Source organism: Kribbella sp. NPDC054772, from assembly GCF_053611945.1.
Map to the genome: position 1 here is coordinate 41,141 of NZ_JBSHBJ010000032.1, position 26,381 is coordinate 67,521.

The 26,381-nt window shown below is 69.7% G+C and carries 28 protein-coding genes; 13 read left to right on the forward strand and 15 right to left on the reverse strand.

Annotated elements, in window-relative coordinates:
- Window positions 1–21 precede the first annotated feature (21 nt).
- Window positions 22–447 carry a YybH family protein gene (locus ACWGID_RS33640; RefSeq protein WP_452203362.1) on the forward strand — a complete coding sequence of 142 codons (426 nt, stop codon included), beginning with the start codon at window positions 22–24 and terminating at the stop codon, window positions 445–447.
- A 37-nt stretch (window positions 448–484) separates the two neighbouring features.
- Here ACWGID_RS33640 and ACWGID_RS33645 read toward each other — a convergent pair whose 3' ends face one another.
- Both ACWGID_RS33645 and ACWGID_RS33650 read right to left on the reverse strand, forming a co-directional pair.
- Window positions 485–1,033, reverse strand: a complete 549-nt coding sequence (locus tag ACWGID_RS33645) for a hypothetical protein (protein ID WP_452203363.1) — start codon at window positions 1,031–1,033, stop codon at window positions 485–487.
- A 41-nt stretch (window positions 1,034–1,074) separates the two neighbouring features.
- Complete coding sequence (locus tag ACWGID_RS33650; protein ID WP_452203364.1) at window positions 1,075–2,064, reverse strand: hypothetical protein; 990 nt, start codon at window positions 2,062–2,064, stop codon at window positions 1,075–1,077.
- A gap of 104 nt (window positions 2,065–2,168) precedes the next feature.
- Between ACWGID_RS33650 and ACWGID_RS33655 the strand changes: the two genes are divergently transcribed.
- Together ACWGID_RS33655 and ACWGID_RS33660 are read left to right on the forward strand one after the other, a co-directional pair.
- The gene (locus ACWGID_RS33655; RefSeq protein WP_452203365.1) at window positions 2,169–2,918 is read left to right on the forward strand and encodes an enoyl-CoA hydratase-related protein; all 750 of its coding nucleotides are present in this window, start codon (window positions 2,169–2,171) and stop codon (window positions 2,916–2,918) included.
- Window positions 2,919–2,958: 40 nt separating this feature from the next.
- A complete protein-coding gene (locus tag ACWGID_RS33660) occupies window positions 2,959–3,696 on the forward strand; it encodes a phytanoyl-CoA dioxygenase family protein (protein ID WP_452203366.1) in 738 nt (245 codons plus the stop codon).
- Here ACWGID_RS33660 and ACWGID_RS33665 read toward each other — a convergent pair.
- The 7 genes from ACWGID_RS33665 to ACWGID_RS33695 are packed head-to-tail and all read right to left on the reverse strand — an operon-like array spanning window position 3,686 to window position 9,223.
- Window positions 3,686–4,369 (reverse strand): endonuclease/exonuclease/phosphatase family protein, encoded by a 684-nt coding sequence (locus tag ACWGID_RS33665; RefSeq protein WP_452203367.1) that lies wholly within the window; start codon window positions 4,367–4,369, stop codon window positions 3,686–3,688. The two genes, ACWGID_RS33660 and ACWGID_RS33665, sit on opposite strands and share 11 nt — an antisense overlap.
- On the reverse strand, window positions 4,366–5,508 hold the full coding sequence (locus ACWGID_RS33670) for an ROK family glucokinase (RefSeq protein WP_452203368.1): 1,143 nt from the start codon (window positions 5,506–5,508) through the stop codon (window positions 4,366–4,368). The genes ACWGID_RS33665 and ACWGID_RS33670 overlap by 4 nt, the downstream gene beginning before the upstream one ends.
- A gap of 58 nt (window positions 5,509–5,566) precedes the next feature.
- On the reverse strand, window positions 5,567–6,538 hold the full coding sequence (locus ACWGID_RS33675) for an ROK family glucokinase (RefSeq protein ID WP_452203369.1): 972 nt from the start codon (window positions 6,536–6,538) through the stop codon (window positions 5,567–5,569).
- Window positions 6,529–6,957: a hypothetical protein gene (locus ACWGID_RS33680; protein WP_452203370.1), complete on the reverse strand. Its 429-nt coding sequence runs from the start codon at window positions 6,955–6,957 to the stop codon at window positions 6,529–6,531. Before ACWGID_RS33680 ends, ACWGID_RS33675 begins: the two co-directional genes overlap by 10 nt.
- Window positions 6,954–8,306, reverse strand: a complete 1,353-nt coding sequence (locus ACWGID_RS33685; RefSeq protein WP_452203371.1) for an ArsA family ATPase — start codon at window positions 8,304–8,306, stop codon at window positions 6,954–6,956. Before ACWGID_RS33685 ends, ACWGID_RS33680 begins: the two co-directional genes overlap by 4 nt.
- A gap of 4 nt (window positions 8,307–8,310) precedes the next feature.
- Window positions 8,311–8,751 (reverse strand): SRPBCC family protein, encoded by a 441-nt coding sequence (locus tag ACWGID_RS33690; protein WP_452203372.1) that lies wholly within the window; start codon window positions 8,749–8,751, stop codon window positions 8,311–8,313.
- A 4-nt stretch (window positions 8,752–8,755) separates the two neighbouring features.
- Window positions 8,756–9,223 carry a hypothetical protein gene (locus ACWGID_RS33695; protein WP_452203373.1) on the reverse strand — a complete coding sequence of 156 codons (468 nt, stop codon included), beginning with the start codon at window positions 9,221–9,223 and terminating at the stop codon, window positions 8,756–8,758.
- 105 nt (window positions 9,224–9,328) lie between these two features.
- Here ACWGID_RS33695 and ACWGID_RS33700 point away from each other — a divergent pair, with 105 nt between their 5' ends.
- From ACWGID_RS33700 to ACWGID_RS33725, 6 genes are all read left to right on the forward strand, one after another.
- A complete protein-coding gene (locus ACWGID_RS33700) occupies window positions 9,329–11,116 on the forward strand; it encodes an AMP-dependent synthetase/ligase (protein ID WP_452203374.1) in 1,788 nt (595 codons plus the stop codon).
- Between the two features lie 99 nt (window positions 11,117–11,215).
- Window positions 11,216–12,130 carry an ABC transporter ATP-binding protein gene (locus tag ACWGID_RS33705; protein ID WP_452203375.1) on the forward strand — a complete coding sequence of 305 codons (915 nt, stop codon included), beginning with the start codon at window positions 11,216–11,218 and terminating at the stop codon, window positions 12,128–12,130.
- The gene (locus tag ACWGID_RS33710; protein WP_452203376.1) at window positions 12,127–12,894 is read left to right on the forward strand and encodes an ABC transporter permease; all 768 of its coding nucleotides are present in this window, start codon (window positions 12,127–12,129) and stop codon (window positions 12,892–12,894) included. The genes ACWGID_RS33705 and ACWGID_RS33710 overlap by 4 nt, the downstream gene beginning before the upstream one ends.
- 19 nt (window positions 12,895–12,913) lie before the next feature.
- Window positions 12,914–14,146 (forward strand): sensor histidine kinase, encoded by a 1,233-nt coding sequence (locus ACWGID_RS33715; protein WP_452203377.1) that lies wholly within the window; start codon window positions 12,914–12,916, stop codon window positions 14,144–14,146.
- Window positions 14,147–14,153: 7 nt separating this feature from the next.
- Window positions 14,154–14,801 (forward strand): response regulator, encoded by a 648-nt coding sequence (locus tag ACWGID_RS33720; RefSeq protein WP_452203378.1) that lies wholly within the window; start codon window positions 14,154–14,156, stop codon window positions 14,799–14,801.
- A gap of 33 nt (window positions 14,802–14,834) precedes the next feature.
- Window positions 14,835–15,257: an STAS domain-containing protein gene (locus ACWGID_RS33725; protein WP_452203379.1), complete on the forward strand. Its 423-nt coding sequence runs from the start codon at window positions 14,835–14,837 to the stop codon at window positions 15,255–15,257.
- Here ACWGID_RS33725 and ACWGID_RS33730 read toward each other — a convergent pair.
- From ACWGID_RS33730 to ACWGID_RS33745, 4 genes are read right to left on the reverse strand one after another with little or no spacing between them, the layout of a single operon-like run.
- Window positions 15,241–16,113 (reverse strand): carbohydrate ABC transporter permease, encoded by an 873-nt coding sequence (locus ACWGID_RS33730; RefSeq protein WP_452203380.1) that lies wholly within the window; start codon window positions 16,111–16,113, stop codon window positions 15,241–15,243. The two genes, ACWGID_RS33725 and ACWGID_RS33730, sit on opposite strands and share 17 nt — an antisense overlap.
- Window positions 16,110–17,153 (reverse strand): carbohydrate ABC transporter permease, encoded by a 1,044-nt coding sequence (locus ACWGID_RS33735; RefSeq protein WP_452203381.1) that lies wholly within the window; start codon window positions 17,151–17,153, stop codon window positions 16,110–16,112. The genes ACWGID_RS33730 and ACWGID_RS33735 overlap by 4 nt, the downstream gene beginning before the upstream one ends.
- Window positions 17,150–18,397 carry an ABC transporter substrate-binding protein gene (locus ACWGID_RS33740; RefSeq protein ID WP_452203382.1) on the reverse strand — a complete coding sequence of 416 codons (1,248 nt, stop codon included), beginning with the start codon at window positions 18,395–18,397 and terminating at the stop codon, window positions 17,150–17,152. The genes ACWGID_RS33735 and ACWGID_RS33740 overlap by 4 nt, the downstream gene beginning before the upstream one ends.
- Entirely contained in the window at window positions 18,394–19,635 is a 1,242-nt protein-coding gene (locus tag ACWGID_RS33745; RefSeq protein WP_452203383.1) for a hypothetical protein, read from the reverse strand. The genes ACWGID_RS33740 and ACWGID_RS33745 overlap by 4 nt, the downstream gene beginning before the upstream one ends.
- Window positions 19,636–19,738: 103 nt before the next feature.
- Here ACWGID_RS33745 and ACWGID_RS33750 point away from each other — a divergent pair, with 103 nt between their 5' ends.
- Both ACWGID_RS33750 and ACWGID_RS33755 read left to right on the forward strand, forming a co-directional pair.
- Window positions 19,739–21,457: a glycoside hydrolase family 36 protein gene (locus ACWGID_RS33750; protein WP_452203384.1), complete on the forward strand. Its 1,719-nt coding sequence runs from the start codon at window positions 19,739–19,741 to the stop codon at window positions 21,455–21,457.
- A 14-nt stretch (window positions 21,458–21,471) separates the two neighbouring features.
- Complete coding sequence (locus ACWGID_RS33755) at window positions 21,472–22,473, forward strand: LacI family DNA-binding transcriptional regulator (protein ID WP_452203385.1); 1,002 nt, start codon at window positions 21,472–21,474, stop codon at window positions 22,471–22,473.
- On the opposite strand, the gene ACWGID_RS33760 is transcribed toward ACWGID_RS33755, so the two are convergent.
- Complete coding sequence (locus ACWGID_RS33760; RefSeq protein WP_452203386.1) at window positions 22,439–23,323, reverse strand: LysR family transcriptional regulator; 885 nt, start codon at window positions 23,321–23,323, stop codon at window positions 22,439–22,441. The genes ACWGID_RS33755 and ACWGID_RS33760 overlap by 35 nt on opposite strands.
- A gap of 70 nt (window positions 23,324–23,393) precedes the next feature.
- Here ACWGID_RS33760 and ACWGID_RS33765 point away from each other — a divergent pair, with 70 nt between their 5' ends.
- Window positions 23,394–24,143, forward strand: a complete 750-nt coding sequence (locus ACWGID_RS33765) for an SDR family oxidoreductase (RefSeq protein WP_452203387.1) — start codon at window positions 23,394–23,396, stop codon at window positions 24,141–24,143.
- Here ACWGID_RS33765 and ACWGID_RS33770 read toward each other — a convergent pair.
- Window positions 24,103–25,269 carry an MFS transporter gene (locus ACWGID_RS33770; RefSeq protein ID WP_452203388.1) on the reverse strand — a complete coding sequence of 389 codons (1,167 nt, stop codon included), beginning with the start codon at window positions 25,267–25,269 and terminating at the stop codon, window positions 24,103–24,105. The genes ACWGID_RS33765 and ACWGID_RS33770 overlap by 41 nt on opposite strands.
- A gap of 117 nt (window positions 25,270–25,386) precedes the next feature.
- Here ACWGID_RS33770 and ACWGID_RS33775 point away from each other — a divergent pair, with 117 nt between their 5' ends.
- A complete protein-coding gene (locus tag ACWGID_RS33775) occupies window positions 25,387–26,364 on the forward strand; it encodes a DUF5937 family protein (RefSeq protein ID WP_452203389.1) in 978 nt (325 codons plus the stop codon).
- Window positions 26,365–26,381 lie beyond the last annotated feature (17 nt).

The window sequence follows — 26,381 nt, forward strand, 5'->3', positions numbered from 1 at the left end:
GCCGCGGTTCAGGCTGGTGTCATGGTGACTGAGGACTTCGAGACGTTCCTGCGCAGGTTCGAGGAGGCCAACACCGCGTTCGTCAACGGGGACCCGTCGTTGTGGCTGCCGCTGGTGTCACGCAGCGAACAGACCTCGATCTTCGGCGGCTTCGGCGGCCAGGAGGTCGGCTGGTCAGAGATCGGCCCCCGCTACGAGTGGGCGTCGGAGCAGTTCCGCGACAGCGGCGCGGAGATCCGGTTCGAGTACCTGGACAAGCACGTCGGCGCGGACACGGCATACACGGTGGCGATCGAACGCGGCACCGTCCACCACGTCACCCAGCCGGACCCGGTCCCGCACCTCCTCCGCACCACCATGGTCTTCCGCACCGAAGACGGCAGGTGGAAAATCACCCACCGCCACGCCGACCCCCTCAACCCGAAGTCCACCCCGTCCGGCCCGTGAGCCGGCCGGGGAGGTTCAGCGTCCTCCGTGCTTGACCTCAGCGTGCCTGTGGGCCGTCGCCGCGGCCGAGACGAGTCGGGTTGCCGTCGCGCTGCGGCGGCCAGGCCGACGTCTCCAACCTCGAACCTGCGACGGGGTCCTGGATCGGCCCCGCGACGCCGGTGAGGGCGTTCGGGTCGAGGCCCTTCTGCAGTGCGGGTTCTTGTTGCTGCGCGACAGCTTGCGCGAGGTGCTCGCTGAACGTCATGACGGACTGGATCTCCTGGTCGCGGGTGTAGGGCCCGCTGTCGTCGTACATCCGCCCTTCCACCGGCTTGTCGTGCCGAACGACCACTGCCAAGGTGTAGCTCCTGTCCGGGGCGATAGCGGCGGTCGTCTTGTCCGGGGTCACCAGCAAGTTGTCGCCGTCGCTCCAGCCACTGCGCCCCACGAGGTACATGACCTGCTCGTTGAGGACCTTCTCCTTGTACGGTCGGCCACCAGCCTGCTCGCAGGCCTTTTCCACCGCCTCGATCAGTTGCTGACCGGTGATCGGGCGACCGAACTCGACGGTCTTCATCGCAGGCGAGCCGCTGAGGTCAACCAAGGCAATCTCCTTCTGTCACTGGCTGCAGGTCGGCGTGCATGTCAGCTGCGGCCGTTGTCGCCGAGGCGGGTGCCGGAGGGGCGTTGGGCGTAGTCGTACGTCTGGGTTATCGAGCCGTCGCCCGCGCCTGGGCGGCCCGTGTCCGAGCCGCGCGCGAGGTTGCTGCCGCGGTCCAGGGCGCGGCTGGCCATGATCTGCGTCCGGACGCTCCGGTCCAGGCGATCGGCGAACTCGCCGACCGCTCGGGACTGTCCGTCGACGCTGGCCGGCACCGCAAGCCGATGCTGCCCCGGAACCACCAGATGATGGTTCGCGACGAGCACCCCGGCGTAGGTCCGCTCCGGGTCGATGTACCCCTCCCCGCTGGTGGGGACCACCACCAGGGTGTGGTCCGGGTGACCGGAACTCTGCCCGACGACGAACCCCGAACCGTCCGGTCCGGCCGCCTCGTAGTACTGCGAGTGGTTCAGCCTGTCCGGCACGCTGCACGCCTTGACCGAGGCCATCAGTTCCCTGCCGGTGATGGGCCGATCGAACTTGATCGCTTGCCGGGTGTCCGTCACGTCCAGCTGGATCGGCTTCACCGAACCGTCCGCGCCCCGTGGAGACCGGTGCTCCGCGAGTGCGCGCTCTCTGTGCGCGGCCTGCGCCGGCACAGCGTCCAGCTCCCGCTGGAGATCCGCGCCGAACTCCTTGAGGGACCCCACCGTGTTCTCGAGGGTCGCATTCTGTGGACGGATCACCGCTCCGGCATCCGGCAGGTCGTGGTGCGCGAGCGTCACGGAGCTGTACTTCGCCGTCGGATCCAGATACGCCAGGTCGAGGTTCTGCGCGATGACGAGGCCCCGCTCCAGGTGTTCCGAGGCGCGGCCGGCCTCCACGAGGTAGCCATTGCGGTAGTACATGTCCTCGTGGTGAACGTCGCCGGACCGCTCGGTGATGACCTTGGCCGCGGCCACGATCTCCGCGCCGGTCCGCGCCGGGTCGAAGCGCACGTCGTGGCAGGCCCTGGTCTGACTGAGGTCGATCATCCGTCTCCTCGCAGCTCGTCGTCGGGCGTTGATCCTAGTGACGGAGGGGGTCCTGGACCCGCCGGAACTGCTGCGCGGGCGGCGATGGGTGTTGGATGGGCTGCATGACCGAACTCGTGCATCTGACAGTGGACGGTGGCGTGGCGACGATCACGCTTGACTCGCCGCACAACAAGAACGCGTTGTCGCAGCAGCTCACGGGTGAGTTGCTCGAGCACCTGCAGTCGGCGGGGGCCGATGACTCCGTGCGGGTGATCGTGGTTCGGTCCGCGCTCGACGTGTTCTGCTCCGGTGCCGACATGTCCGAGGCGACGACGGTCGGGATGGGGGTCGGCGCGCAGCGGATGGTCGATGTGCAGCGAGCGATCGTCGCGAACCCGAAGCCGGTGGTGGCGCGGGTTTCGGGACCGGTGCGCGCCGGCGGGATCGGGATCGTCGCGGCGGCCGACATCAGCATCGGCGGCGAGAGCGCGTCGTTCGCGTTGACCGAGGTACGGCTCGGGCTGGCGGCGGCGACGATCTCGCTGACTGTGCTCCCCCGGCTGACCGACCGCGCCGCGGCGTACACGTTCCTGTCCGGCAACCCGTTCGACGCGCTGGAAGCCGCACGCCTCGGCCTGCTCACGCTGACGGTCCCCGACGACGACCTGGACGCCTCGATCGGGGCGCTGCTCATCTCGCTCCTGAAGGGCGTCCCGCAAGGCCTCCGCGAAACCAAGAAGCTCCTCAACCGCGAGCTGCTCGCCGATATCGATGCCCGCGGCAAGGATCTCGCCGAGCTGTCCGCGTCCCTCTTCGACTCCCCCGCCGCCCAGGAAGCCATGCTCGCGTTCCTGAGCCGCAAGAAGAGCTAATTCGTTTGCCGGTCCCGCACGCCGCTGCTGGACTGGCCGCATGATCACCGACGCCCAGCGGACGCAGTTCCGGGACCAGGGGTACGTCGTGGTGCCCGGCGTACTGTCCGACGAACAGATCGCCACCGGCCGGCGGATCGTCGCGCGAATGCTCGAGCGGAAGCCGCCGGAGGGAGTCGGAGCACACTTCCTCTGGCCGCAACTGACTGCCGACCACCCCTTGCTCACCATCTACCGGACGGCCGGGATCGACGCCTTGGCCTGCGAGCTGATCCGCGACGACCTGCAACTGCAGGAGCCGGATCAGGCGCAGGTGGCGACGACGATCCCGCCGTGGCCGCACGTGCCGGGCGGGCCGCACGTGGACGGGATCACGCCCTGCCTGCCGGACGGTACGCCGGGCACCTTCACCCTGCTCGCCGGTCTCTGGCTGACGCCGCACGACGAGGTCGACCGCGGCAACCTCTACATCTGGCCGGGCACGCACCGCCGCTTCGGCGCGTACCTCGCAGAGCATGGCGCCGACGCGCTCGCCAAGGTCGACGAGCTGAACCCGGGCCCGTATCCGGACATCCCGCTCGGCGATCCGATCCAGGCGACCGGCCCGGCGGGCAGCGTGCTGTTCGCGCACTATCTGCTCGCGCATAACATCGGCGGTCACTTCGGCAGCGCGGACGACCTACGGCGGGAAACGCTCTACTTCCGGCTGCGCACCGAGACGCATCGGGCGAACTGGCGGGAGATCGTCACGACTCCCCTGCTCGAGTTCAGAGCGTGATCTCGATCAGGAGCGGGAGGTGGTCGGACGCGGCGGCCAGGTCCTCGCGGGTGGCGGGCAGGTGGCGGACGCGGCCGTTCAGGGTGGCGGACAGCTCGGCCCCGTCGATGCGCTTGTAGGGGTTTGCCGAGTTGAAGGTCGGGCCCGCGTCGGCGCCGAGGTCGACGAGGCCCTCCTCGGAGAGACGTTTCCAGATCGGGCCGTCGGGTTCCTCGTTCAGGTCGCCGGCAAGCAGGTACGGCGCGTTGAACGAGCGGCACAGTGCGAGTACCTGCGCCAGCTCGTGAATCCGGCCGCGCGGATGCAAACCCAGGTGGCACACCACCACCGCCACGCCTCCGACAAGCCCGCCGACCGCACCGCCCGGCAGCTGGGTGGCGATGAAGTTCAACCGGCGGCGGAAGAACGGGCGCCAGATCCGGCGGCTCCGGATCCCGGTGAGTTCGATGCCGTCGGCAACCAGGATCGCGTTCCGCGCGGACGCCGCGACGTACCGCATCCCGAAGGTCGCGGCCATCGCCCGGCGCTTACGACGGGTCCCGAACCAGGTCGGCGCCTCCTGCACCAGCAGCACATCCGGCGCGCAGGCCTGCACCACCCGAGCCAGCGCCGTACGGTCGTCTCCCCAGCGGTGCACGTTGTAGGACAGCACCCGCAGGGAGCCGGCGGTCATGCGTCGGTGTCGCCGTTCACGTCGGCATGCTGGAAGTCATCGTCCGACGCGGCCGCCCGCATTCCGGTACGGCGTCCCGCGGACTTGCGGGCCGCTCGATCCAAACGGGTCGACCGGCCTCGCGCCGCGGCCGTCTTCGCGGTCACCGCCGTGGTCTTCACCCGGACCCGACGCAGCCACGTCGCCTCTTCGCGGGCCAGGTCGGCGGCACCGACCAGGCCGGCCTCCGGGCCGAGCACCGCGCGCACGATCCGCGCCTCGGGCCGGAACCCACGCCCGGTCAACGTCCGTTTGAACGCCTCCCGCGCCGGCGACAGCAGCAGCTCGCCGGCATCCGACACGCCACCACCGATCACGAACGTGCCCGGGTCCAGCGCGGCGGCCAGATTCGCCAGCCCGATACCGAGCCAGCGGCCGACGTCCTCGAGAAGCTCGACCGCGACCGGGTCGCCATCCTTCGCCAGCTCGGTCACCATCGGGCCGTTGATCTTGCGCGGATCGCCACCGGCCGCGCGGAGCAGGTTGTGCGCGACGGGCGACCCGGACAGCGCCAACTCGCGTGCCTCCCGGGTCAGCGCGTTACCGGAGGCGTACTGCTCCCAGCAGCCACGGTTGCCGCACTCGCAGCGATGACCGCCCGGCACCACCTGCATGTGGCCGAACTCGCCGGCGATACCGAACTTCCCGCGCTGCAACGAGCCGTCGTTCAGGATCGCGCCGCCGATGCCGGTGCCGAGCGTGACGCAGACCAGGTGGCTCTCGCCCTGCCCGCCGCCGAACCGCCACTCCGACCAGGCGGCCGCGTTCGCGTCGTTCTCGACCACGACCGGCAGGCCGAGCCGGCGCTCGACCGCGTCCCGCAGCGGCTCGTGCCGCCAGGCGAGGTGCGGCGCGAACAGCACCGACGAGCGGGTCCCGTCGACGAACCCGGCGGCGCCGATTCCGACCGCGATCACGTCGTGCCGCGACTCCAGGTCGTGGACGATCTCCGCGATCGCGTCCTCGGTCTCCTTCGGATCGGTCGTCGGCGTGTCCCGGCGGACCCGGTCCAAGATGTTGGCCTCGGGGTCGACCACGCCGGCGGCCACCTTGGTGCCGCCGATGTCGATCCCGATCGTCAGAGCCTGTGTCAGAGCCAAGGTTCGACCTTCCTCGTGGCCCCCGCCGCAACCTCTCCAGTATCCCAGGTCAGGACAATCACCGGGACTTCTCGGGTGCCGGAGCGGGGCGGCGGGCCAGGTCGGCGGCGCCGATCAGGCCGGCGTCGTTGCCCAGTTCGGCGAGGCTGAAGGACGCGTGCGGCCGGTTGGACCGGGCCGGCAGGTTCTTCTCGAAGGCCAGCTGCGCGGACCGCATCAGCAGGTCCTTCGCGGCGCTCACGCCGCCGCCGATCACGATCTGTGTCGGGTCGAACATGGTCGCCAGGCTGGCCAGCCCCTCGCCGAGCCAGCGGCCGAGGTCCTCCAGCAGCTCGACGGCGCACGGATCACCCTGCATGGCCGCCTCGGTGATCATCGGGCCGGTCAGCTCCGCCGGGTCGGTGATCCCGCACAGGCTCAGCATCTGCGCCGCGGCCAGCGACCCCGACTCGGCCCGCGCCTTGCCCTCGCGCACCAGCGCCCGTCCGGACGCGTACTGCTCCAGGCACCCGCGCGCTCCACAACCACACCGATGCCCACCGGGTACGACGCGCATGTGGCCGAGCTCGGCCGCCACACCATGGGCACCGCGGACCAGTTCGCCACCGATCACCACACCACCACCGATCCCGGTGCCGACCGTGATGCAGACCATGTGCTCGACGTCCTTGGCGGCGCCGACCGCGAACTCGCCCCAGGCGGCCGCGTTGGCGTCGTTCTCCACCACGACCGGGACGTCCAACTGCTTCGCGACCCGCGCGCCGAGCGGCTCGTCCCGCCAGGCCAGGTTCGGCGCGAAGAGCACCGTCGTACGGTCCGACGAGACGAATCCGGCAGCGCCGATGCCGACTGCCTCCACGTCGTTGCCGGCGATCAACTCGGCGGCCGCGTCACAGATCGCCGCAGCGGTCGCGTCGACCGAGTCCGCCGGGGTGTCGCGCGTCGTCCGCGCCACGATGGCGCCATGTTCGTCGACCACTCCGGCCGCGATCTTGGTGCCGCCGACATCGATACCGATCGTCAGTCCCATGGTTCGGGGTCCTCACTCACGTCGATCCGGTCCACCCGGGACCGGGTCGTCTCCTCCTCGGGTGCTGAGGCCCGCGACGCTGCGTCCTCCCGCGACTGCCGGCCCGCGTCCGCCGCGGCCTCCAGCAGAGATCTCACCGAGCCCAGCACGTGCGCGGCCGCCGTCGACAGCTGCTCGATCGTCTCCGGGCTGGTGTTCCGCACCCGGTGGATGAGCTGGCACACCGGGCACCACACACAGTCCGGGCCGAGCTTGTGCTTCTCGCCCGCGGTCTCGTCAGCTGCGTCGGCAGCCACATCCTCAGCGGTGTCGTCAGCGGCGTCCTGAGCAGGCGGTGGCTGAGTCGCCGCGGCGTGCTGCAGTACGGCGAACAGCTTCGCGGCCTCCTCGGCGACCGATCCGATCGGCTCCTTGGTCATGGCCGGTCACCGATCGCCGCTTCCCGCCGGGCCAGCTGCTCGTGGTACTCCGCCGTCAGCCCTTGCGCGAGCTCCTGCGCGGACTCCAACGGCCCCGACCCGCTCGGCACCTCTGCCCCGGCCGCACGCCCCGGCTCCCGCCCGGCGTCGCGCGCTGTCTCCCGGGCCGCCTCGCGCGGCGCGAACCGCACCTGCAGCCGCCCGTCGTCCAGCCGCGCGCCCGCGACGACGCCACGGGCCAGCGCCGCCGGCAACGGCAGCACCCGGCGGTACGACCCGACCGTGATGATCAGCTCGTCGCCGTGCCGCGCGAGCTCCAGCTCGTTGGCGGATGCCAACGGCAACGGCATCGTCAGCGTGTACGTCCGGCCGTCGGTGTCGATGTGCCGGTCGACCCACAGGGACGTCTCGTCGGTGGCGCGGGCGAACGGGTCGTCCCCGCCGTACATCTCGACCGCGAACGCGGCCAACTCCTCGACGCCCACCGGCTCACAGACCCGGTACGGCGACTCCCAGATCGGCAACGGCCGGAAAGAGTCGGCGACCTCCTCGAGGATGCCGCGCTGCGCGGCGACCCACTGCCGCCGCCAGGTGTCGGCGCCGGCCGCCGGGAAGACCCGGTTCGCGACCACGCCGTCGACGCGGTACCCGTACAGGGACAGCCTGGTCAGCGAGCGCCGGGCCTCGGCAACCACGACCGCCTCCGGCGTCAGCACCAGCCGCACCGAGGCGTCCGGGCCGGCCAGCAGCGTGCGGATGTCCGCCAGGTCGTTCTGCAGCCGGCGGAGCGCGTCGAACACGGTGTCGTCCGGCATCGGGATGCTCGCGCCGCGATTGAGGAACGGGCGGAAGGTACGCATCATCTTCCGCTCGGCGTTGAAGATCCGGTCCAGGTACCAGTTCAGCGCCTCGGGCAACGCCAGCAGCCGCAGCGTCTCCGCGGTCGGCGCGCAGTCGACGACGATCACGTCCCACCGGCCGGACCGGACGTGATCGCGGACCTCGAGCAGCGCCAGTACCTCGGCGGCGCCGGGCAGCACGGTCAGCTCCTCGGCCTCGATCGGGTCGACGCCGACCATGTGCAGCACCGAGCGCAGATAGGCCTGGATGTCGCCCCAGGAGCGCTCGAACTTGCGCTGCGCATCGATCTGCTGGACGAACAGCAGGTCGTCGATCTCGGTCGGTTCCGGACCGACCTCGGAGTCGAAGGCGTCCGACAGCGAGTGCGCGGCGTCCGTCGAGAGCACCAGCGTGCGTAGTCCACGGAGCGCGGCGAGCGTCGCCGTACCGGCAGCGGAGGTCGTCTTGCCTACGCCGCCCTTACCTGTGTAGAGCAGAACCCGAGTCACTGGCCTACGACTCGACGCGCTTCTTCAAGCCCTTCAGGGCCGTGTCGATGATGACCTTCTCCGCTTTGCGCTTGAGCATGCCGATCATCGGAATCGGTACGTCGACGGCCAGCCGGTACGTCACTTCGGTCCCCACTCCCCCCTGTGGCCCCAGGTCCCGCAGGACATAGGCACCGTCCATCCCCTTCACCATCTTCGCCTCGACCAGCGACCAGGTCACCTCGTTGCGGGACCAGACGTAGGCCAGCGTGTACTCGTCCGAGATCGCGCCGGCGTCGACCTTGAAGCGCACCTTGTTCGGCCGGCCGGCCTCGTCGGTGGACAGCACCTCGGTCTCCCGCATCGAATCGGCCCACTCCGGGTACGCCGCGAAGTCCGCGATCACCGCCATGATCTCTTTGGGGGTCGCGTTCATCTGGATGGTCGAGGTGGTCTGATCCGCCATCGATTCACCTCTTCGCCGGTCGGTTCTGGTGCGTCTGGCCGGCGGGCTGCGCGGTCGCGGCGCCGGTGTCCTCCCCGGAGACTATCGCGGGATCGTCCAGGGTACGGCGTTCGCCCGCCGCGCGGCCCGCCTCGACTTCGTCCTTGAACCGCCACACCCGCTCCCGGTACGCCGCGACGTACCGCTCCTTCAGTCGGAGCAGGGCCCGGCCGCGGACCGGACGGGCCGGGTCGACGCGGAGGTACCAGTGCACGACGACCCCGTCCCGAACGGCTTCCAGCCACCACTCCGCCGTACCGATGGCGGCGCCGGTGACGGTCCAGCGGACCCCCTCCAGGCCGCGCCGCTCCGAAGCGGTCAGCGTGAGGTCCGGCCACCACTCGCGCCAGAGGGTGTCCGAACCGAGCCGCTCGGCGACGTAGGCTGGATCAGCAACGACCAGGTCGTCGCAACTGATGTCGAGCTGTGGCATGGCTAGAACCTAGTTCCGTGGGTCACATAAAGGTGGCTACTTGTGGGTAGGTGACTGTAGCGTGCGCCGGAAGTCGACAATTCGTGACCGACTGAGGAGACGCGGATGCGTGAGTACACCGTTCCTGCTGTGACCGAGCCACCCACCGGGAGCCTGAGCGACCCGGTGTGGGCGAACGCGTCCTCCCATCCTGACACCGCGGTGTTCAGCCGCCGGAGCGGGTCGACCTGGACCGACGTCACCGCGGCGGAGTTCGCGCAGCAGGTGGCCGCGGTCGCCAAGGGCCTGATCGCGGCCGGCGTGAAGCACGGCGAGCGGGTCGCCCTGCTCAGCCCGACGCGGTACGAGTGGACCCTGGTCGACTACGCGATCTGGAGCATCGGCGCGGTCACCGTGCCGATCTACGAGACCTCCTCGACCTCCCAGATCCAATGGATCCTGACCGACTCCGAAGCTGTCGTCGCGGTCGTCGAGAACGCCACCCACGGCGCGGTCGTCGAGAACGCCCGCGCCGAAGCGCCGGCCCTGCAGGAGGTCTGGCAGATCGAGGCCGGCGCGGTCGACGAGTTGACCGCACTGGGCCAGGAGGTGAGCGACGCCGAGTTCGACAAGCGCCGCTCCGCGGTCACCCCCGACGACCTGGCCACGCTGATCTACACCTCCGGTACGACGGGACGCCCGAAGGGCTGCAAGATCAGCCACTCGAACTTCCTCGACGAGCTCGGCCCGGCCGTGAAGATCCTCGACAACCTCTTCGACACCACCGGCGCGAGCACGTTGCTGTTCCTCCCGCTGGCGCACGTGTTCGCCCGGATCATCCAGGTCGGCTGCGTGATGAAGCGGGTCAAGGTCGGGCACAGCGCCGACGTGAAGAACCTCGTCGAGGACCTCGGCGCGTTCAAGCCGACGTTCATCCTGAGCGTGCCGCGGGTGTTCGAGAAGGTGTTCAACTCGGCCGCGCAGAAGGCGCACGCGGACGGCAAGGGCAAGATCTTCGACGCCGCCGCCGAGACCGCGATCGCGTACTCGCAGGCGCAGGACAAGGGCGGCGCGTCGTTCGGCCTGAAGGCCAAGCACCTGCTCTTCGACCGGCTCGTGTTCAGCAAGCTCCGCGCGGTGCTCGGCGGCCAGGTGCAGTACGCCGTCTCCGGTGGCGCACCGCTCGGGGACCGGCTCGGGCACTTCTTCCGCGGCATCGGCGTACCGGTCCTGGAGGGTTACGGCCTGACCGAAACCACCGCGGCGGTGTCGGTGAACCTGCCCGACGACATCCGGATCGGGACCGTCGGCCGGCCGCTGCCCGGTGTCACGGTCGCCGTCGCGGACGACGGTGAGCTGCTGTTCAAGGGCGGCCAGGTGATGCAGGGCTACTGGAAGAACGACGAGGCGACCGCGAACGCGATCGACGCCGACGGCTGGTTCCACACCGGCGACCTGGGCGAGTTCGACGTCGACGGGTTCATCAAGATCACCGGCCGGAAGAAGGAGATCCTGGTGACGGCCGGCGGCAAGAACGTCGCGCCGACGCTGCTCGAGGACCAGATCCGGCTGCACCCGCTGGTCAGCCAGTGCATGGTCGTCGGCGACGGCAAGCCGTTCATCGCCGCGCTGATCACCATCGACCCGGAGACGATCGTGCCGTGGGCCACCGAGCGCGGCAAGCCCACCGACGTCGCGGCGCTGACCCAGGACGCCGACCTGATCGCCGAGGTCCAGAAGGCGATCGACGACGCGAACACCTCGGTGTCGCACGCCGAGGCGATCAAGAAGTTCTCCATCCTCCCGATCGACTGGACCCAGGAGACCGGCGAGCTCTCGCTGAAGCTCTCGCTCCGCCGGCACATCGTGATGAAGAACCACGGCACCGACGTCGAGGCGCTCTACGCCAAGTAGGCGCAGTAGGTAGTAGTCCCGGCGTCAGCCGATCGGCTGATCCCGGGACGAGCCAGTTGGGCGATGTGAGCGGTGCGCCCCGTCCGTCAGGCTCGGGGCATGACCAAAGCTTCTTCGATTGTCGAAGTCTCCGACCTGCGTAAGGCGTACGGCGCGCGGACCGTTGTCGACCGGGTGTCGTTCAGTGTCGACGAGGGCGAGATCTTCGGCATCCTCGGACCGAACGGTGCCGGCAAGACCACCACCGTCGAGTGTGTCGAGGGGCTGCGGGTTCCCGACAGCGGACAGGTCCGGGTCGCCGGGCTCGATCCGGTGCGGGACCACGCGGCCCTGACGGAGGTGCTCGGCGCGCAACTGCAGGAGAGTGAGCTGCAGGCGAAGCTCACGGTGCGAGAGGCGCTCGAGTTGTACGGCGCCTTGTATCCAAAGCCGGCCGACTGGCGGCCGTTGGCGGAGCGGCTCGGGCTGAGCGGACAGTTGAACACGCGGTTCGGTGTCCTCAGTGGTGGACAGAAGCAGCGGTTGTTCATCGCGCTCGCGTTGATCGGGAACCCGCGGGTCGTCGTACTCGACGAACTGACCACCGGTCTCGACCCGCGGGCCCGGCGGGACACCTGGGAGGTCGTCGAGGACATTCGCGCCCGCGGTGTCACGGTGCTGCTGGTCACGCATTTCATGGAGGAGGCGCAGCGGCTCTGCGACCGGATCGCGCTGATCGACAAGGGCCGGATCACCGCGCTCGACACCCCGCGGGGCCTGATCAGCCGAACGGCCGGCGCCACGGTCGTCTCGTTCACGCCGTCCGATCCACTCGACGACGAGGAGCTGGCCGCGCTGCCGGCGCTCGCCTCGATCGAGAACAAGGACGGCCGGCTCACCCTCGGCGGATCCGACGAGACCGTGACCGCGCTGCTGTCGCTGCTCGCCCGCAAGCGGATCACCGCCCACCAGCTGCGCATCACCGACGCCACCCTCGACGACGCCTTCCTCGACCTGACAGGAGCGACCCGATGACCACCACCATCGACGCCGTACGGCGGCCTTCGCCGCGGATCGCCGTACTCCGGGCCGAGACGCGGCTGTATCTCCGGGAGTTCGGCACCTTGTTCTGGGTGTTGGGGTTCCCGCCGTTGCTGCTGGTGATCCTCGGGTCGATCCCGAGCTTCCGGCGAGTCGACGACGGGCTCGGCGTCCGGCTGATCGACCTCTACGTCCCGGTGCTGGTGATGGTCGGGCAGATCGTCGTCGGTCTGCAGGCGATGCCGCCGATCATCACCGGCTACCGCGAGCGCGGGATCCTGCGCCGGATGTCGGCGACGCCGGTCCGGCCGTCCGCGTTGCTGGCCGCGCAGATGACGCTGCACGGCGCGACCGGGTTGGTGTCGGCGCTGATCTGCCTGACGATCGGCCGGCTCGCGTTCGACGTCCAGCTGCCGCGTCAGCTCGCCGGCTACCTGCTGGCCCTGCTGCTGACGGCCGCCGCCGCGCTGGCGCTCGGCGCGCTCGTGTCGGCACGGGCCAAGACAGCGCGCCTCGCGACGGCGTTCGGTATGGCGGTGTTTTTCCCGAGCCTCTTCTCGGCCGGGCTGTGGCTCCCCGTCCAGTCGATGCCGCACACGCTGCGGCAGATCGTCGTACTGCTGCCGTTCGGTGCCGCGTCGCGGGCGCTCGACCAGGCCGCGGCCGGACACTGGCCGGCGTGGTCGCACCTCGGGGTGCTGGCCGGCTGGACGGTCGTGGTGTCGGTGGCGGCGGCGCGCTGGTTCCGCTGGGAGTAGGTTCGTGCAGACTGGGCTGGTGACGACAGCCGACAGCGCGCTCGATCGGCGCCAGGCGGCGGCCCAGCGCTGGGCGCCGTACTTCCTGCTCGGCCTCGGCACCCTGCTGGCGCTCACGACCTCGGGCAGTCTGACTCCGGTCACCCGCGAGCTCGAGTTCGGGCTCGCCCTGCTCGGGGCCGCCTTGGTCATGGAGGTCTGGTGGAGCTGGAGCGGCCGCCGCCACCGCGGGCCGAACGCGGTCTCGGTGACGTTCTTCGTGATCCGCTGGGTGATCGCCTGCCTGCTGACGTCGCTGAACGGCTTCTTCTCGTTCTACGTCGTGGCGGGGTACTACGACGCCGACGCGATGATCCCGGGCCGGAAGCGGCAGCGGCTCGCGCTGTTCGCGTGCACGCTCCCGATCGCCGGCGCCCAGACCGGCCACTGGCCGCCGCACGGCCCGATGTGGCTGGCGTTCTTCGGGCTCGTGATCGCGAACAACGTGCTGCTCACGGTGGTGAAGCACTTCGCCGAGCAGCAGGAGGCCCGGTCGCAGGCCCGGGCGGACACCATTGCGGAGCTCGAGCGCGCCCACGAGGAGAACGCCGCGCTGCAGGCGCAGTTGCTCGTCCAGGCGCGCGAAGCAGGGGTCGCGGACGAGCGCCGCCGGCTGGCCGCGGAGATCCACGACACGATCGCGCAGGGCCTGACCGGCATCATCGCCCAGCTCCAGGCGGCGGCGAACACCTCCGACCCGGACGTGGTCCAGGACCGAGTCGGCCGTGCGAGCGAGCTGGCCCGGCACAGCCTCGGCGAGGCCCGCCGTTCGGTGCAGAACCTGGCGCCGGCCGGCCTCTCGTACGACGGTCTGCCCGAGGCGATGCGCAAGACCGTCGACCAGTGGTCGGAGCGGACCGGCGTACCCGCCGAGTTCACCCTGACCGGTGCGGCGCAGCACCTGCACGGCGAGTTCTCCGCGACCCTGCTGCGCATCACGCAGGAGGCGCTCGCGAACGTGTCGAAGCACGCCGCCGCGACCCGCGTCGGCGTGACCCTCAGCTTCATGGATGACGAGGTGACGGTGGACATCCGCGACAACGGCAAGGGCTTCGACCCGCTGGCGCTGCCGGCCCGTTCGGGCACCGGCGGGTTCGGGTTGGACGGCATGCGCGCCCGCGCCGAACGGATCGCCGGCTCGCTCACGATCGAGTCCGAGCCGGGTTTCGGTACGGCGATCTCGGCGCACGTACCGTTGGTGATCCATGCCTGATACATCCATGCCTGACACATCCATGCCTGACATCACCCTGCTGCTCGTCGACGACCACCCGGTCGTCCGCAACGGCCTGCGCGGGATGTTCGAGGCCGCCGACGGGTTCACCGTGCTCGCCGAGGCGCCGGACGGCGTCCGAGCGGTCGAACTCGCGGCCGAACTCGAGCCCGACGTGATCCTGATGGACCTGCGGATGCCGGGCGGCGGCGGGCTGGACGCGATCACCGAGCTGACCCGCCGCGGTATCCGCTCGAAGGTGCTGGTCCTCACGACCTGGGACACCGACACCGACACGTTGCCCGCGATCGAGGCCGGCGCCACCGGGTACCTGTTGAAGGACGCCCCGCAGGACGAGCTGTTCAACGCGGTCCGCCAGGCCGCCGCCGGCCGGACCGTCCTCTCCCCCGCCGTCGCGTCCCGGCTCGTGTCCGCGGTCCGTTTCCCGGCCCCGGCCCCGCTCGCCGCCCGCGAACGCCAGGTCCTCGAACTGGTCGCGAAAGGCACGTCGAACCGCGACATCGCTCGCGAGCTGTTCATCAGCGAGGCCACCGTGAAGACCCATCTCAGCCACGTCTTCACCAAGCTGGGCGTGACCGACCGCGCGGCCGCCGTCGCCAAGGGGTACGACCAAGGGATCCTCGGGCGCGACTGACCTGCAGGGTTGGACGGGGGTACCGGAAGCGGTATGAAGCCAGCCCCAAAACTTCAGGTGGTCCGCTCCGCTCGCCGGCCGGTGAGTGCGAGCGGGCCTTTCGTCTGTAGCTGGAGCGCGGTCGGTGAGTGTGCTGTCGTCCGGGTCGCCGGAGCTATCGACGTCGGCGTACTGGCGACATTCGCCGGCGAACTCCAGCATGTGATCACGACCAAACTCCCCCGGCTCGTGGTCGACCTGCGCCGCGTCACCAGGATGGAGGCGGCGGCCCTCGAGGTTCTCTCGGACGCGCACCGTCTGGCGGTCGAGCACGGCGGTTGGCTGCGCGCGTCCGGTGCCGGGCACTGGCTGGGCGATCTGCTCAGGACCACCTGCACCGTGCATCACCTCGACCACTACCCGACGCTGGCCGAGGCGCTCCCGTCGTACCGTCCTGGGATCACTTACCGCCAGTGAAGGTGATGCCGTTGGTGATCTGCTTCTGGGCGATGAAGAAGATCAGCAGGCACGGGATCGTGATCAGCACCGACGTCGCCATCAGCAGCGGGGTGTCGGTGCCGTTGACGGACTGGAAGCCGGCCAGGGCCAGCGGCAGCGTCTTCCACTGGTCGGAGTTGATGTAGATCGCCGGGCCGAGGAAGTTGTTCCAGTAGCCCATGAACAGCAGGATCGACACGGCGACCACCGCAGGCCGGGCCAGCGGCAGGTACACGAGCAGGAACATCTTGAACCAGCCGCAGCCGTCCACCACGGCCGCGTCGGCCAGCTCGGACGGCATCCGGGCGAAGAACTGCCGGAACAGGAAGATGTAGAACGGCGACCCGAAGAACGCCGGCAGGATCAGCGGGTACAGCGTGTCGACCATGCCGAGGTTGTTGAACAGCATGAACTGCGGCACCATCGTCACCTCCCCCGGCAGCAGCATCGTCGCCAGTACGACGGCGAACAGCACCCCGGCGAACCGCACCCGCAACCGCGCGAACGCGAAGCCGGCGAGCGAGCAGGAGAACACCGTCCCGACGATCGGGATCAGTGTGGTGAGCACGGAGTTCAGCGCGTACCGCCAGAACGGGAACGACGTCACCGCCCGCGTGTAGTTGTCCCACAGGAACTCGTGCGGTACGACGCTCGCGCCCGAACTGCCCACTCCGGCGAGCGACCGCAACGACGTCGCGATCATCCACAGGAACGGGTACACGAAGACCAGCGAGCCGAGCGCGAGGACGGCGTACAGGACGACGGTGACGGTGAGGTTGCGGCGCCAGAACGGCCGGTCGGCGCGCAGGACGAGAGGTTCTGCCAGCGCGGTCATCGTTTCCTCCTCTTACGGCCGCCCAGTTCGGTCTCGTAGTACACGGCGAAGGCGCTGCCGCGGAGCGTGACGGCGGTCAGGGCGAGGATCACCGCGAACAGGATCCAGGCGAGTGCCGACGCGTAGCCCATCCGGAAGTTCTGGAAGGCGTTGTCGTACAGGTAGTAGACGAAGAACAGCAGCGAGTCCTTCGGGCCGCCGTTCGCGATGAAGCCCTGGGTGAAGATCTGCAGCGAGCCGATGATGCCGGTGAGCGCGTTGAACAGGATGATCGGCGACATCTGCGGCAGCGTGACGTGCCAGAACTGCCGCACCGGTCCAGCGCCGTCGAGCGCGGCCGCCTCGTACAGGTTCGACGGCACGTCCTTCAGGCCGGCCAGGTAGATCACCATCGCGCCGCCGACCGTCCACAGGCTCATCAGGATGACCGTCGGCAGCGCCCACGACGCGTCGTTGAACCAGCCCGGCCCCTCGATCCCGAAGCGTCCCAGGACGTCGTTCATCAGGCCGTACTGCGGGTTGAACACCCACAGGAACAGCACCATCTGCGCGACACCGGAGACGAGCGACGGCAGGTACCAGACGGTCCGGAAGAACCGCATGCCCGGGAGCTCCGTGTTCAGCAGCAGCGCGACGAGGAACGCCAGCGCGGTCTGCAGCGGCACGCTGATCACGGCGTACAGCAAGGTCACCTTCAGTGCCTGCGCGACCTTCGGGTCCTGGAACGCCTCGGTGTAGTTGGCGAGGCCAACGAACTTCGGCGGGGTGATCAGGTCCCACGAGGTCAGGCTGACGTAGACCGACGACGCCATCGGGCCGACGGTGAACAGGCAGAACCCGATCAGCCAGGGCGAGACGAACAGCCAGAAGGCGATCGTCTTGTCGGCCCGCGGCCACTTCCGCCGCGCCCCGTACGCCGCCAGTCCGATGACGGCGTACAGGACGATCAGCAGGAGCAGGAACGGGACCAGCGGAACCAGGGCGTTCGGGACGCCCCAGGACGCGGCGAGGTTCCGGATCCAGCCAACGGTCGGATTCACTTCTGCAGCGCCTGCGTGCACTTCTCGGCGAGCTGCGGCAGCACCTTGGCGACGTCGTCCTTGCCGGTGCCGAGCGCCGTGTAGCTGGTCATGCCCTTCTCGGCGTCACCGGAGATCTGCGCCTCCTTCGGCACCGAGACGTCGACCACGCCGGCCTTCAGCGCGCTGGTGAACGCGGCCAGGTTCCGCTCGGCCGGCAGCACCTTCTCGAGCGTCGGCGCGGACGCCTCGATGATCGGTACGCCGAGCGCGGTGTTCCCCTGGATCAGCTGGTCCTGGGCCGCCTGCTGCGTACTGGCGAACTCGACGAACTTCTTCGCGGTCTCCAACTGCTTCCCGCTCGCGTTCTTCGCGATGCCGAGCCCGTCGACCTCCATCGGGAATCCCTTGCCGGGCACCGGGACCAGCGACCAGTTCGGCTTGCTGATCTTGGCGAAGTCGGCGACCGTCCACGGCCCGAAGTCGCTGAACGTCGCGAGCCGGCCGGCCGCGAACCACTGCGCCTGGTCCTGACCCTGGATGTCGGTCGACGTCGGCGAGTAGCGGTTCTTCTGCATGTCGACGACGTACTGCGCGGTCTGCACGCCGGTCGGGTCGCCGAAGGTGCACGACGACGCGTCGGCGTTGTAGTAACTGCCGCCCGCGGCGGTCAGCCAGCCGCGGTACCAGAGGTTGCTGGAACCGTAGACGCGCGCCTTGCCGTCACCGTGCGAGAGCTTGGCGCTGATCGCCTTGAACTCGTCGAGCGACAGCGGCTTGGTTGCGTCCGGCAACGGTACCCCGGCGGCCTTGAAGGCGTCGGTGTTGATCGCCATCACCTTGGGCTTGGCCGCGAACGGCATCGCGTAGTACTTGTCCTGGTACTTCATCGCCGTCGAGATGTTCGGCTGCACGTACTTGCCCGGGTCGACGGTCTGCTCGGCGAAGCTCGGCGCGAACCCGGCCAGGCTGGTGTTGCTGATCTCCATCACCGTCGACTGGGTGCCGGCCGCGATCGACGTCTGCAGCTTCTGCTCGTAGTCGGACTGGATCCAGTTCGTGGTCACCTTGGTGCCCGGGTTCGCCTTCTCGAACTCGGCCGCGATCGCCTTCAGCGAGGCCGCCTCGGAGTTCGTACCCCAGAACGAGAAGCTGATCTCTGCTGATCCGTTGTCGGTGCTCGACGCCGGCGCGTTGCCGGTCGCGCAGCCGGCCGCCAGCAGGAGGGCGAGTACAGCGGGGACGGTGGGGAGGAGTTTCTTCATGAGGGGTCCTTCGGGTGCGTGACCCGGGCGGTCCGACCGGGTGCGAGGGAGTGGGTCTCGGAGTCGGCTTCTGGCCCGACCGTCACGGTGAGCGGACCCGGTCCGCTGTACACGGTGACTTCGGTGCTGTGCTTGCCTTCTTGGTGGATGCGCAGATCCCAGTCGCCGACCGGGACGTGGTCGGCGGTCAGGACGCCGATCTCGGCGGGCAGGTGGGAGGTGATGCTCAGCGCGGCGTTCGGTGCGTCCGGCCGCAGCCCGAGCAGCCCGGCGACCAGGTGCTCGACGACCGTGAACGAGATCTCCGGATAGTCGTCGCGGCTGTCGATCAGATGCTTGGTCCAGCGCCACGCCGACTCGTCCCGGCCGTGGTCGAACAGGAACTCGGGCCAGTAGCTGAACGACTCGATGTTCAGCGGCGGGTGCGACTCCATCTGGGTCTCGAGGTAGTCGAGGAACCGCTCGGTGCGCTCCCCCGTACCACTCAGCCCGAACAGCGGGACGAGCGTGTGCGACTCCAGCCCCCAACTGAAGTCCAGCCCGTCCTTGGTGATGCCGCGTGCGAAGTGGTCGCCGTTCCACCACTCGTCGTACGTGGCCTGGATCTTGTCGGCCTCGGCGTCCCGGCCGAGTTTGCGGAGTGCGGCGTACTGCGTGGCGAGGCCGTCACCCGCGCGCAGCAGCGGCGCCTCGCGTTCGTTGTACGTCGCCGTACCGAGGAAGATGTCGGCGGTCCCGGCGGCTTGGGGGATGCCGTCGCCGTCGGAGTCGTGGGCCGCGACGAACTCGCCGACGCTGTGCGCGTAGTACGCCGCCAGGTCGGGGTCGTCGATCCAGCGCCGGTCACCGGTCCAGTCGTACTGTTTCAGCGCCCGGTAGGTCAGGTCGAACACCGCGGGGATCTCCCGGACGAAGTGCTCGTCGGAGTGGTAGTCGAGGGCGGCGATCCGCCCGTCGAAGTGGAACGCCCAGATCGGGAACCACTTCCGCGCCGGCGTCGCCGAGCGGGCGAAGTGCCGGAACATCGCGAAGTTCTCCGCGTCCAGGCCGAGCAGGTGCGCGCCGGCCGCCTGGTGGCAGACGTCGCGGGAGTAGAACATCGCCCGGGACGGGTAGCCGGCCCAGTAGGACGGCAGGTTGCCGGGCGCGGCATCGGTCTGGACCCACGCCAGCGCCCGGTCCCGGGCCCAGGTGAAGGCGTCCTCGACGTACGCCAGGTCGGAGCTGACAGCCAGCACGAGCAATCTCCCGTCAAGAGCACTTTAGCGGTAAAACTAGAGACAGTTGACCAATTCCGTCAATACCTTCTTGCCGATTGGTTTTACCGCTATAGTCCAGCCCGTGACGACATTCGAGATCCGCTCCGGTGACGGCCGCACCCGCCGTACCGGCTCTGTGTCAGGGGCCGCCCGGCTCACCGAGCGAGCCGACCTGGAGCCCGGACTGCAGTGCTTCGACGTGGTGCCGAACGGGTCGGTGACGCTGCGCTGGACGTGGCCGGCCGAGGACGCGGTGACGCTCTGGCGGGCGAGCCAGGGATCCCGGCGCGACCTGCCGACCGACTGGGGTTCGCACCGCGAGATCCGCTCGGTCCGCTCGGCTCCGGTCGCGAGTCTGGTCGACGCGCGGGACCGCGCGCTCACGACGATCTCGTTGTCGTCGGGCGTCCGCGGCTGCGACTTCGCGGTCGGGGTGAACGAGGAGACCGCCGAGCAGCTGATCGAGCTGACGGTGACCGACTTCGAGGGCGATTCGTTCGCGCTCCGGATCGACACCCGCGAGCAGCACTTCGCCGACGCATTGCGCGACGTCACGGCCGAGTGGACCGCCGAGCTCGGCGACCGGATCGCGCCGGTGCCCGCGGTCGTCCGGAAGGCGATGTACTCGACCTGGTACAGCGACCACCAGCACGTGTCGGCCGAGTCCGTCGAGCGGCACGCCCGCGCGGGAGCGGCGTACCGGACGAAGGCGGTCATCGTCGACGACGGCTGGCAGACCGACGACACGCGGCGCGGGTACGCGTACTGCGGCGACTGGGAGCCGACCAGCGAGACGTTCCCCGACATGGCCGAGCACGTACGCCGCGTTCACGAGCTCGGGCAGCTCTACGTGCTGTGGCTCGCGCCGCCGCTGATCGGCGTGCACTCGAAGGCCTGGGCGCGACTGCAGGACCGGATTCTCGGGTTCGCGGACGCCGACGTCACGGCGGTGCTGGACCCGCGGTACCGCGAGGTCCGCGATCATCTGCTGGAGTGCGCGATCCGCCCGGTGCGAGACTGGGGCGTCGACGGACTGAAGATCGACTTCATCGACTCCTGGGCGTTCGACTCGCCGCCGCCCGCTCCGGATGCGGACTGCGAATCGGTCGACGAAGGCGTCGAGCTGTTGCTGCAGGCCATCACCGACGAGCTGAAACGACTCCGGCCGGACGTGCTGATCGAGTTCCGCCAGGACTACGTGAACCCGCGACTGTGGCAGTTCGGTACGTTCCTGCGAGCCGGCGACTGCGCGCTCGACCCAGTGGAGAACCGGGTCCGTACGATCGACTGCCGCCTGCTGGCCGGCGACCGCGCGGTGCACTCGGACATGCTGATGTGGAGCCCGTCGGCGTCCGTAGAGAACGTCGCGCAGCAGTTCATCGGCGCCCTGTTCAGTACGGCGCAGGTGTCGATGGAGCTGGACGCGTTGTCGGCGGAGCACGACGAGGTGGTCCGGTACTGGCTCGGGTTCCTGGACGACCACGCCGACGCGTTGCTGCACGGCGTACTGCTGCCGTCGCGGCCGGACGCCCGCTACACGCAGGTGCGGGCGGTCGGTCCATCGGAGACTGTGGTTGCCGTGTTCACGGACCCGGTTGTGCGGGTAGAGGACCCGTGCACGGTCGTCGTCAACGGCGGCGCCGGCCAGCGGCTCTACGTCGAAGGGGCCGGCGGTGGGCCTGTGGACCTCGTAGTGTCTGACTGCTCAGGCCACGAGGTGCAGCGCGCGACTACGACGCCGCCCGCGGTCTGGGTGATCGACGTACCGGTCGGTGGGGTGGCTCGGATCGTCCGGACTTGAGGGGGAAAACGGACTTGGCTGCAGAGAAACAACGGCGTACGACGGTCGCGGACGTCGCGCGGCTGGCCGGGGTGTCGGCGATGACGGTGTCAAACGTCCTGAACGCGCCGCACCGCGTCAGTGAACCGACCGTCCGGACGGTCCGCGCCGCGATCGACGAGCTCGGGTACATCCCGAACCACGCGGCCCGCGCGCTGTCGTCCGGCCGCAGCCAGGTGATCGGCCTGCCGCTGTACTTCGAGGACAACTTCTCCGACGACGAGAATCCCGGTCTCGGCGGCTTCCTGCACGGGCTGCTCGGCGGCCTGGTGAAGGCGGCCGCGGTCTCCGGGTACGGCGTGCACGTCACCACACCGACCGAGGGCGCGACCGAGATCGCGCTCTACGAGAAGCTGATCGCGGCCCGGCAGGTGGACGCGATCGTGGTGCTGGAGACGATGCCGCACGACCCGCGGATCGAGTTCCTCAGCCGGCGGCGGTTCCCGTTCGTCGCGTTCGGGCAGACCGGCCCGGAGCAGCGGCAGTGCTGGGTCGACGTCGACAACGAGACCTCGATGGCGGGGATCGCCGCGCATCTGCGGTCGACCGGCCGGGAGCGGGCGGTCTATCTCGCGACCGACAGCGCGCTGCCGTGGGTCCATCAGCGCCTGGACGGGTTCGTCCGCGAGTTCCCGTCGACGGTGGTGCGATCGTTCGGTTCGCTCGACGCGGTGGCGGCGTACGTCGCCGATGCCGAGGCCCCGGACGCGTTCGTGGCCGACAATGACGCGTTCGCCGTGGTGGCGATGCGGTCGCTGCAGCGGCGCGGGATCGCCGTCGGTCAGGACGTCGCGGTCACTGGGTTCAACGACTTCCCGTTCGCGAGCATGCTCGACACTCCGCTGACGACGGCCCGGATCCCGCTCCGGGATATCGCCACCTGCCTGTTCGACCGCGCGTTGCGGGAGATCTCCGGCGAGCCGGACGCGCCGGGACGCCTCGTCACCGCGCCGCTGGTGGTCCGCTCGAGTGCCTGACCGCCGCCTCGACGAAGGCGGCCAGCTCGGTCGACCGGCTGCCGGCCGGCCAGACCACCAACATCCGGTACGGCTCGACGTCGGCGACCGGCCGATAGACGACGTCGGGCCGGATGTTGCGCTCGGCCATCGACCGCGGGACCAGCGCGACCGCCTGACCGAAGGCAACCACCTCCAGCAGTTGCGACGAGTCCTGCACGATCGGCCCGTCCACCGGGTCGTCCGGGCGCGCCGACCAGTAGTTGCGTTCGGCAACGTTGGACCGGCTCCACCGCGGCGCCGGGATCCCGGCCAGATCGTCCGCCCGGAGTACGTCGTACGCCGCCAACTCGTGCCCGGCCGGTAGCGCGGCCACCCGGGGCTCGGTGTACAGCATCTCCGCTTCGAGTCCGTGATCGTCGAACGGACGGCTGACCAGCGCGATGTCGGCGCGGCCGTCCCGCACCATGTCCGCCTGCTCGCCGAACCCGCTCACGACCACTTCGATCCTCGGCAGCTCGTCCCGGAGCTCTGTGACGATCCGGTGCAGCAGCTCGGTCGCCACCCCGGGCTTCGCGGTGACGATCAGCCCGCGCGTCGACGACCCGGCCCGTTGCGTCCGGCGGACCGCCGCGTCGAGCGCGTCGAAGATCGGGCCGGACTCCTTGAGCAGCGTCTCCCCCGCCGCGGTCAGCGCGAGCCGCGTGCCGGAACGGTCGAACAGGCCGACGCCGAGGCGGTGCTCGAGCTGGCGCATCGCGCGCGACAGCGGCGGCTGCGCGATCCCCAGCCGCTCGGCGGCGCGGGTGATGTTCAGGTCCTCGGCGACCGCGCGGAAGTACCGCAGCTCGCGGATCTCGGGTTCCGGCATACCTCCAGGGTATGGCGGACCACCTGATCGGTGTTGGTCCGCAGGGGTCGGTCCGCGCTGGACTGGTGGCATGAATCAGAACGAAGTCGCCCTGGTGACGGGCGGAAACAAAGGCATCGGCCGCGAGATCGTCCGGCAACTCGGCCGGCGCGGGCTGACGGTTTATCTGGCAGCACGCAACGCCGCCTTGGGCAGCAGCGCGGCAGCGGAGCTCGTCGGCGAGGGTCTCGACGTACGGTTCGTGCAGCTTGAGGTGACCGACGCGGAGTCGGTCACGGCGGCCGCGAAACAGGTCGACGCCGATTCCGGCCGGCTGGACGTACTGGTGAACAACGCCGGCATCGTCGCCGAGTGGGGTACGCCGGTCGCCGACATCACGGCCGAGCAGGTACGAACGGCGTACGACGTGAACGTGTTCGGAGTGGTGTCGGCGATCAACGCGTTCGTGCCACTGCTGCGCCGGTCGCCGAACGCGCGGATCGTGAATCTGTCGAGTGGACTCGGCTCGGTCAACCTGCTGTCGGAGCTCGACGGCCACCTCGCGACGCAGGGCCTGCTCGCGTACAGCTCCTCGAAGGCGGCGCTCAACGCGCTGACCCTGGTCTACGCGAGCGCACTGCGTGTGGACGGCATCAAGGTGAACGCCGCGACCCCGGGCCTGGTGCCGACGGACCTGAACACCCAGGCCTCCGTCCCCCGCGGAACCCGTACCGTCGAGGACGGCGCCGCGGTCCCGGTCGCGCTGGCGACCCTGCCGGCGGACGGCCCGACCGGTGTCTTCAGAGGACCGGAGTCGCTGTCCGACGTGGCTCCGTGGTGAGTGCCTGACGGGCGATCAGCAAGGTGGTCGCCGTACCGAGGAGGCCGGCCGCGGCGATCGTGAGGTTCGGTGCGAGGAACGAGCCGACGACGCCGCCGAGGGCGATGCTGACGCCCTGGATCGCCATCAGGCCGCTGGTCTGCACGGTGAACAGCCGGCCGCGGTACGCCGGTTCGACGGACTCCAGGATCAATGGGTCGACACCCTGGTTGAACGCGTACCCGGCGCCGGAGATCGCGAGCAGGACGGCGGCGACCGGGATCGGCGGCTGGGCGAGGAACGCGATCGCCGGGAGCTGGCTGGTCAGCAGGAACGGGACGACGAGCCGTCGCCGCGCGGAAGGGGTGAACCGCGCGACGACGAGCTCGCCGAGCACGCCGCCGACCGCGTACCCGGTGAACAGCGCACCGGCCGCGGCGGCCGCCGTACCGACCTGGGCGGTATAGGCGACGGCGAGCCCGTCCGGGACGGACGAGAACGCCGGCGCCACCCAGGTCAGCAGGATCAGGTTGCGAAGCTTCGGGTTCGCGAACAGGTACTGCAGTCCGGCCCACGACTCGCGGACGGGATTGGCGGTCCGCTCCCCCGGCGGTGTGGACGGCGTACCGGTGCCGATCAGGATCGCCGACGACACGAAGGTCACGACCTCGACCACCAGCAGCCACTTGGCGCCGATCGCGGCCACCGCGATACCGCCGCCCGCGAAGCCGGTCAGTACCGCGATCTGACCGATTGCCCGGAGCAACGACCTCCCGATCGGGAACAGGTCCGCCGGCAACAGGTGCGCGAGGCTCGCGGCGCGGGCGCCGGCGAAGATCGGCGCGATCAGTCCGGTCCCGAGCAGCAGCCCGAGCAGACCCGCGACCGGCATGTTCGGCACCAGCATCCCGGCCACGCAGGTCGCGCTGAGCAGGTCGCACACCACCAGCACCCGGCGCGCGGGGAAGCGGTCGGCGACGGACGACAGCACCGTGCCGCCGACGGCGTACGGGAGGAACGAGCAGACCAGGACGAGCGCCGACAGCAACGGCGAGCCGGTGCGCTCGAAGATCAGGATCGACAACGCGACCTGCGCACCGACCATGCCGAGCATCGACACGGTGTGCGCGGCGAACACGGCACGCATGCCGGGAAGCTGCAGAACAGCGCGGTAGGACCTCACGGCGCGAGAGTGCCCGACCTCGGGGTGGTCGGCGTAGAGTTTTGGTTGTGACCGAAAGTTCCCCGTCATGACCGCACTGCCATGACGGTACTGCGCTTCACTCAAGCCGACGCGCTGCGCTGCCGCTTCGGGGTCTCGCCGTTGTGGGAGACGATGTCCGCGGTCCGGGTGCTGAACGGATCCCGGCATCGGCCGCTCTACACGGACTGGGTCGAGGCGAAACGGGAGGCCGCGGCGACCGTCGACCTGCGCGGCCTGAAGGCGCTACAGCCACGCGTCGGCTACACGCCGGACTTCCTCACGCCACCACCCAAGGCCTCCCGGGCGAGGTTCGCGACCGAGATCGCAAGGGTCCGCAGTACGCCGCTCGATCGCGTGCGCAGCGAGCTGATCCAGTCCCGTGACGAGCTGAACAACCCGGCCGCACCGGTGATCAATCGCATGCTGGACGACGTCGCCGGCACCCGGGAACAGCTCGCCGACGCGATCGAGAACGCCTGGCAGACACTGATCGAACCGGACTGGCCGCTGATCAGCCGGGTACTCGAGGACGACATCGCGTACCGCGGCCGGCAGCTCACCGACGGTGGCCTCGCGGGCCTCTTTGACGATCTCCATCCGACGCTGACCTGGGAGGACGAGCGTCTGGTCGCCGCCCGGCACCGGGCCGAGGACCGCGACCTCACCGGTCAGGGCCTGCTCCTGGTCCCCGGTGTTTTCGCCTGGCCGTTCCTCGTCATCGTCGTCGACCCGGCGTACCACCCGACCCTGGTGTACCCGGCCCGCGGCGCCGCCCGCCTCTGGTCCGACGCCCCCAGTCCCCCGGACTCGCTGGCCCGCCTCCTCGGCCGCAGCCGCGCCACGCTCCTCGTCGCCCTCGACCCACCGGCCACGACCAGCGCACTGTCCGCGGACTACGGTCTCGCACTCGCCACCGTGGCCGAGCACCTGTCTGCTCTGTACGACGCGGGGCTCGCGACACGTCGTCGTACCGGGCATCAGGTCCACTACCGGCGGACCGAGGTGGGACAGGCCGTCGTCGACGCGTCCCTCGGCTGACCGCGGATCGGCGGCAG

What these genes read in the sequence shown, in the direction of transcription:
- ACWGID_RS33655 (WP_452203365.1), top strand. Translation starts at nt 2,169, where the DNA reads ATGACCGAACTCGTGCATCTGACAGTGGACGGTGGCGTGGCGACGATC.
- ACWGID_RS33660 (WP_452203366.1), top strand. Translation starts at nt 2,959, where the DNA reads ATGATCACCGACGCCCAGCGGACGCAGTTCCGGGACCAGGGGTACGTC.
- ACWGID_RS33720 (WP_452203378.1), top strand. Translation starts at nt 14,154, where the DNA reads ATGCCTGACACATCCATGCCTGACATCACCCTGCTGCTCGTCGACGAC.
- ACWGID_RS33640 (WP_452203362.1), top strand. Translation starts at nt 22, where the DNA reads ATGGTGACTGAGGACTTCGAGACGTTCCTGCGCAGGTTCGAGGAGGCC.
- ACWGID_RS33725 (WP_452203379.1), top strand. Translation starts at nt 14,835, where the DNA reads ATGAAGCCAGCCCCAAAACTTCAGGTGGTCCGCTCCGCTCGCCGGCCG.
- ACWGID_RS33650 (WP_452203364.1), bottom strand. Translation starts at nt 2,064, where the DNA reads ATGATCGACCTCAGTCAGACCAGGGCCTGCCACGACGTGCGCTTCGAC.
- ACWGID_RS33700 (WP_452203374.1), top strand. Translation starts at nt 9,329, where the DNA reads ATGCGTGAGTACACCGTTCCTGCTGTGACCGAGCCACCCACCGGGAGC.
- ACWGID_RS33675 (WP_452203369.1), bottom strand. Translation starts at nt 6,538, where the DNA reads ATGGGACTGACGATCGGTATCGATGTCGGCGGCACCAAGATCGCGGCC.
- ACWGID_RS33770 (WP_452203388.1), bottom strand. Translation starts at nt 25,269, where the DNA reads ATGCGTGCCGTGTTCGCCGCGCACACCGTGTCGATGCTCGGCATGGTC.
- ACWGID_RS33760 (WP_452203386.1), bottom strand. Translation starts at nt 23,323, where the DNA reads ATGCCGGAACCCGAGATCCGCGAGCTGCGGTACTTCCGCGCGGTCGCC.
- ACWGID_RS33705 (WP_452203375.1), top strand. Translation starts at nt 11,216, where the DNA reads ATGACCAAAGCTTCTTCGATTGTCGAAGTCTCCGACCTGCGTAAGGCG.
- ACWGID_RS33775 (WP_452203389.1), top strand. Translation starts at nt 25,387, where the DNA reads ATGACGGTACTGCGCTTCACTCAAGCCGACGCGCTGCGCTGCCGCTTC.
- ACWGID_RS33665 (WP_452203367.1), bottom strand. Translation starts at nt 4,369, where the DNA reads ATGACCGCCGGCTCCCTGCGGGTGCTGTCCTACAACGTGCACCGCTGG.
- ACWGID_RS33765 (WP_452203387.1), top strand. Translation starts at nt 23,394, where the DNA reads ATGAATCAGAACGAAGTCGCCCTGGTGACGGGCGGAAACAAAGGCATC.
- ACWGID_RS33710 (WP_452203376.1), top strand. Translation starts at nt 12,127, where the DNA reads ATGACCACCACCATCGACGCCGTACGGCGGCCTTCGCCGCGGATCGCC.
- ACWGID_RS33680 (WP_452203370.1), bottom strand. Translation starts at nt 6,957, where the DNA reads ATGACCAAGGAGCCGATCGGATCGGTCGCCGAGGAGGCCGCGAAGCTG.
- ACWGID_RS33730 (WP_452203380.1), bottom strand. Translation starts at nt 16,113, where the DNA reads ATGACCGCGCTGGCAGAACCTCTCGTCCTGCGCGCCGACCGGCCGTTC.
- ACWGID_RS33690 (WP_452203372.1), bottom strand. Translation starts at nt 8,751, where the DNA reads ATGGCGGATCAGACCACCTCGACCATCCAGATGAACGCGACCCCCAAA.
- ACWGID_RS33740 (WP_452203382.1), bottom strand. Translation starts at nt 18,397, where the DNA reads ATGAAGAAACTCCTCCCCACCGTCCCCGCTGTACTCGCCCTCCTGCTG.
- ACWGID_RS33695 (WP_452203373.1), bottom strand. Translation starts at nt 9,223, where the DNA reads ATGCCACAGCTCGACATCAGTTGCGACGACCTGGTCGTTGCTGATCCA.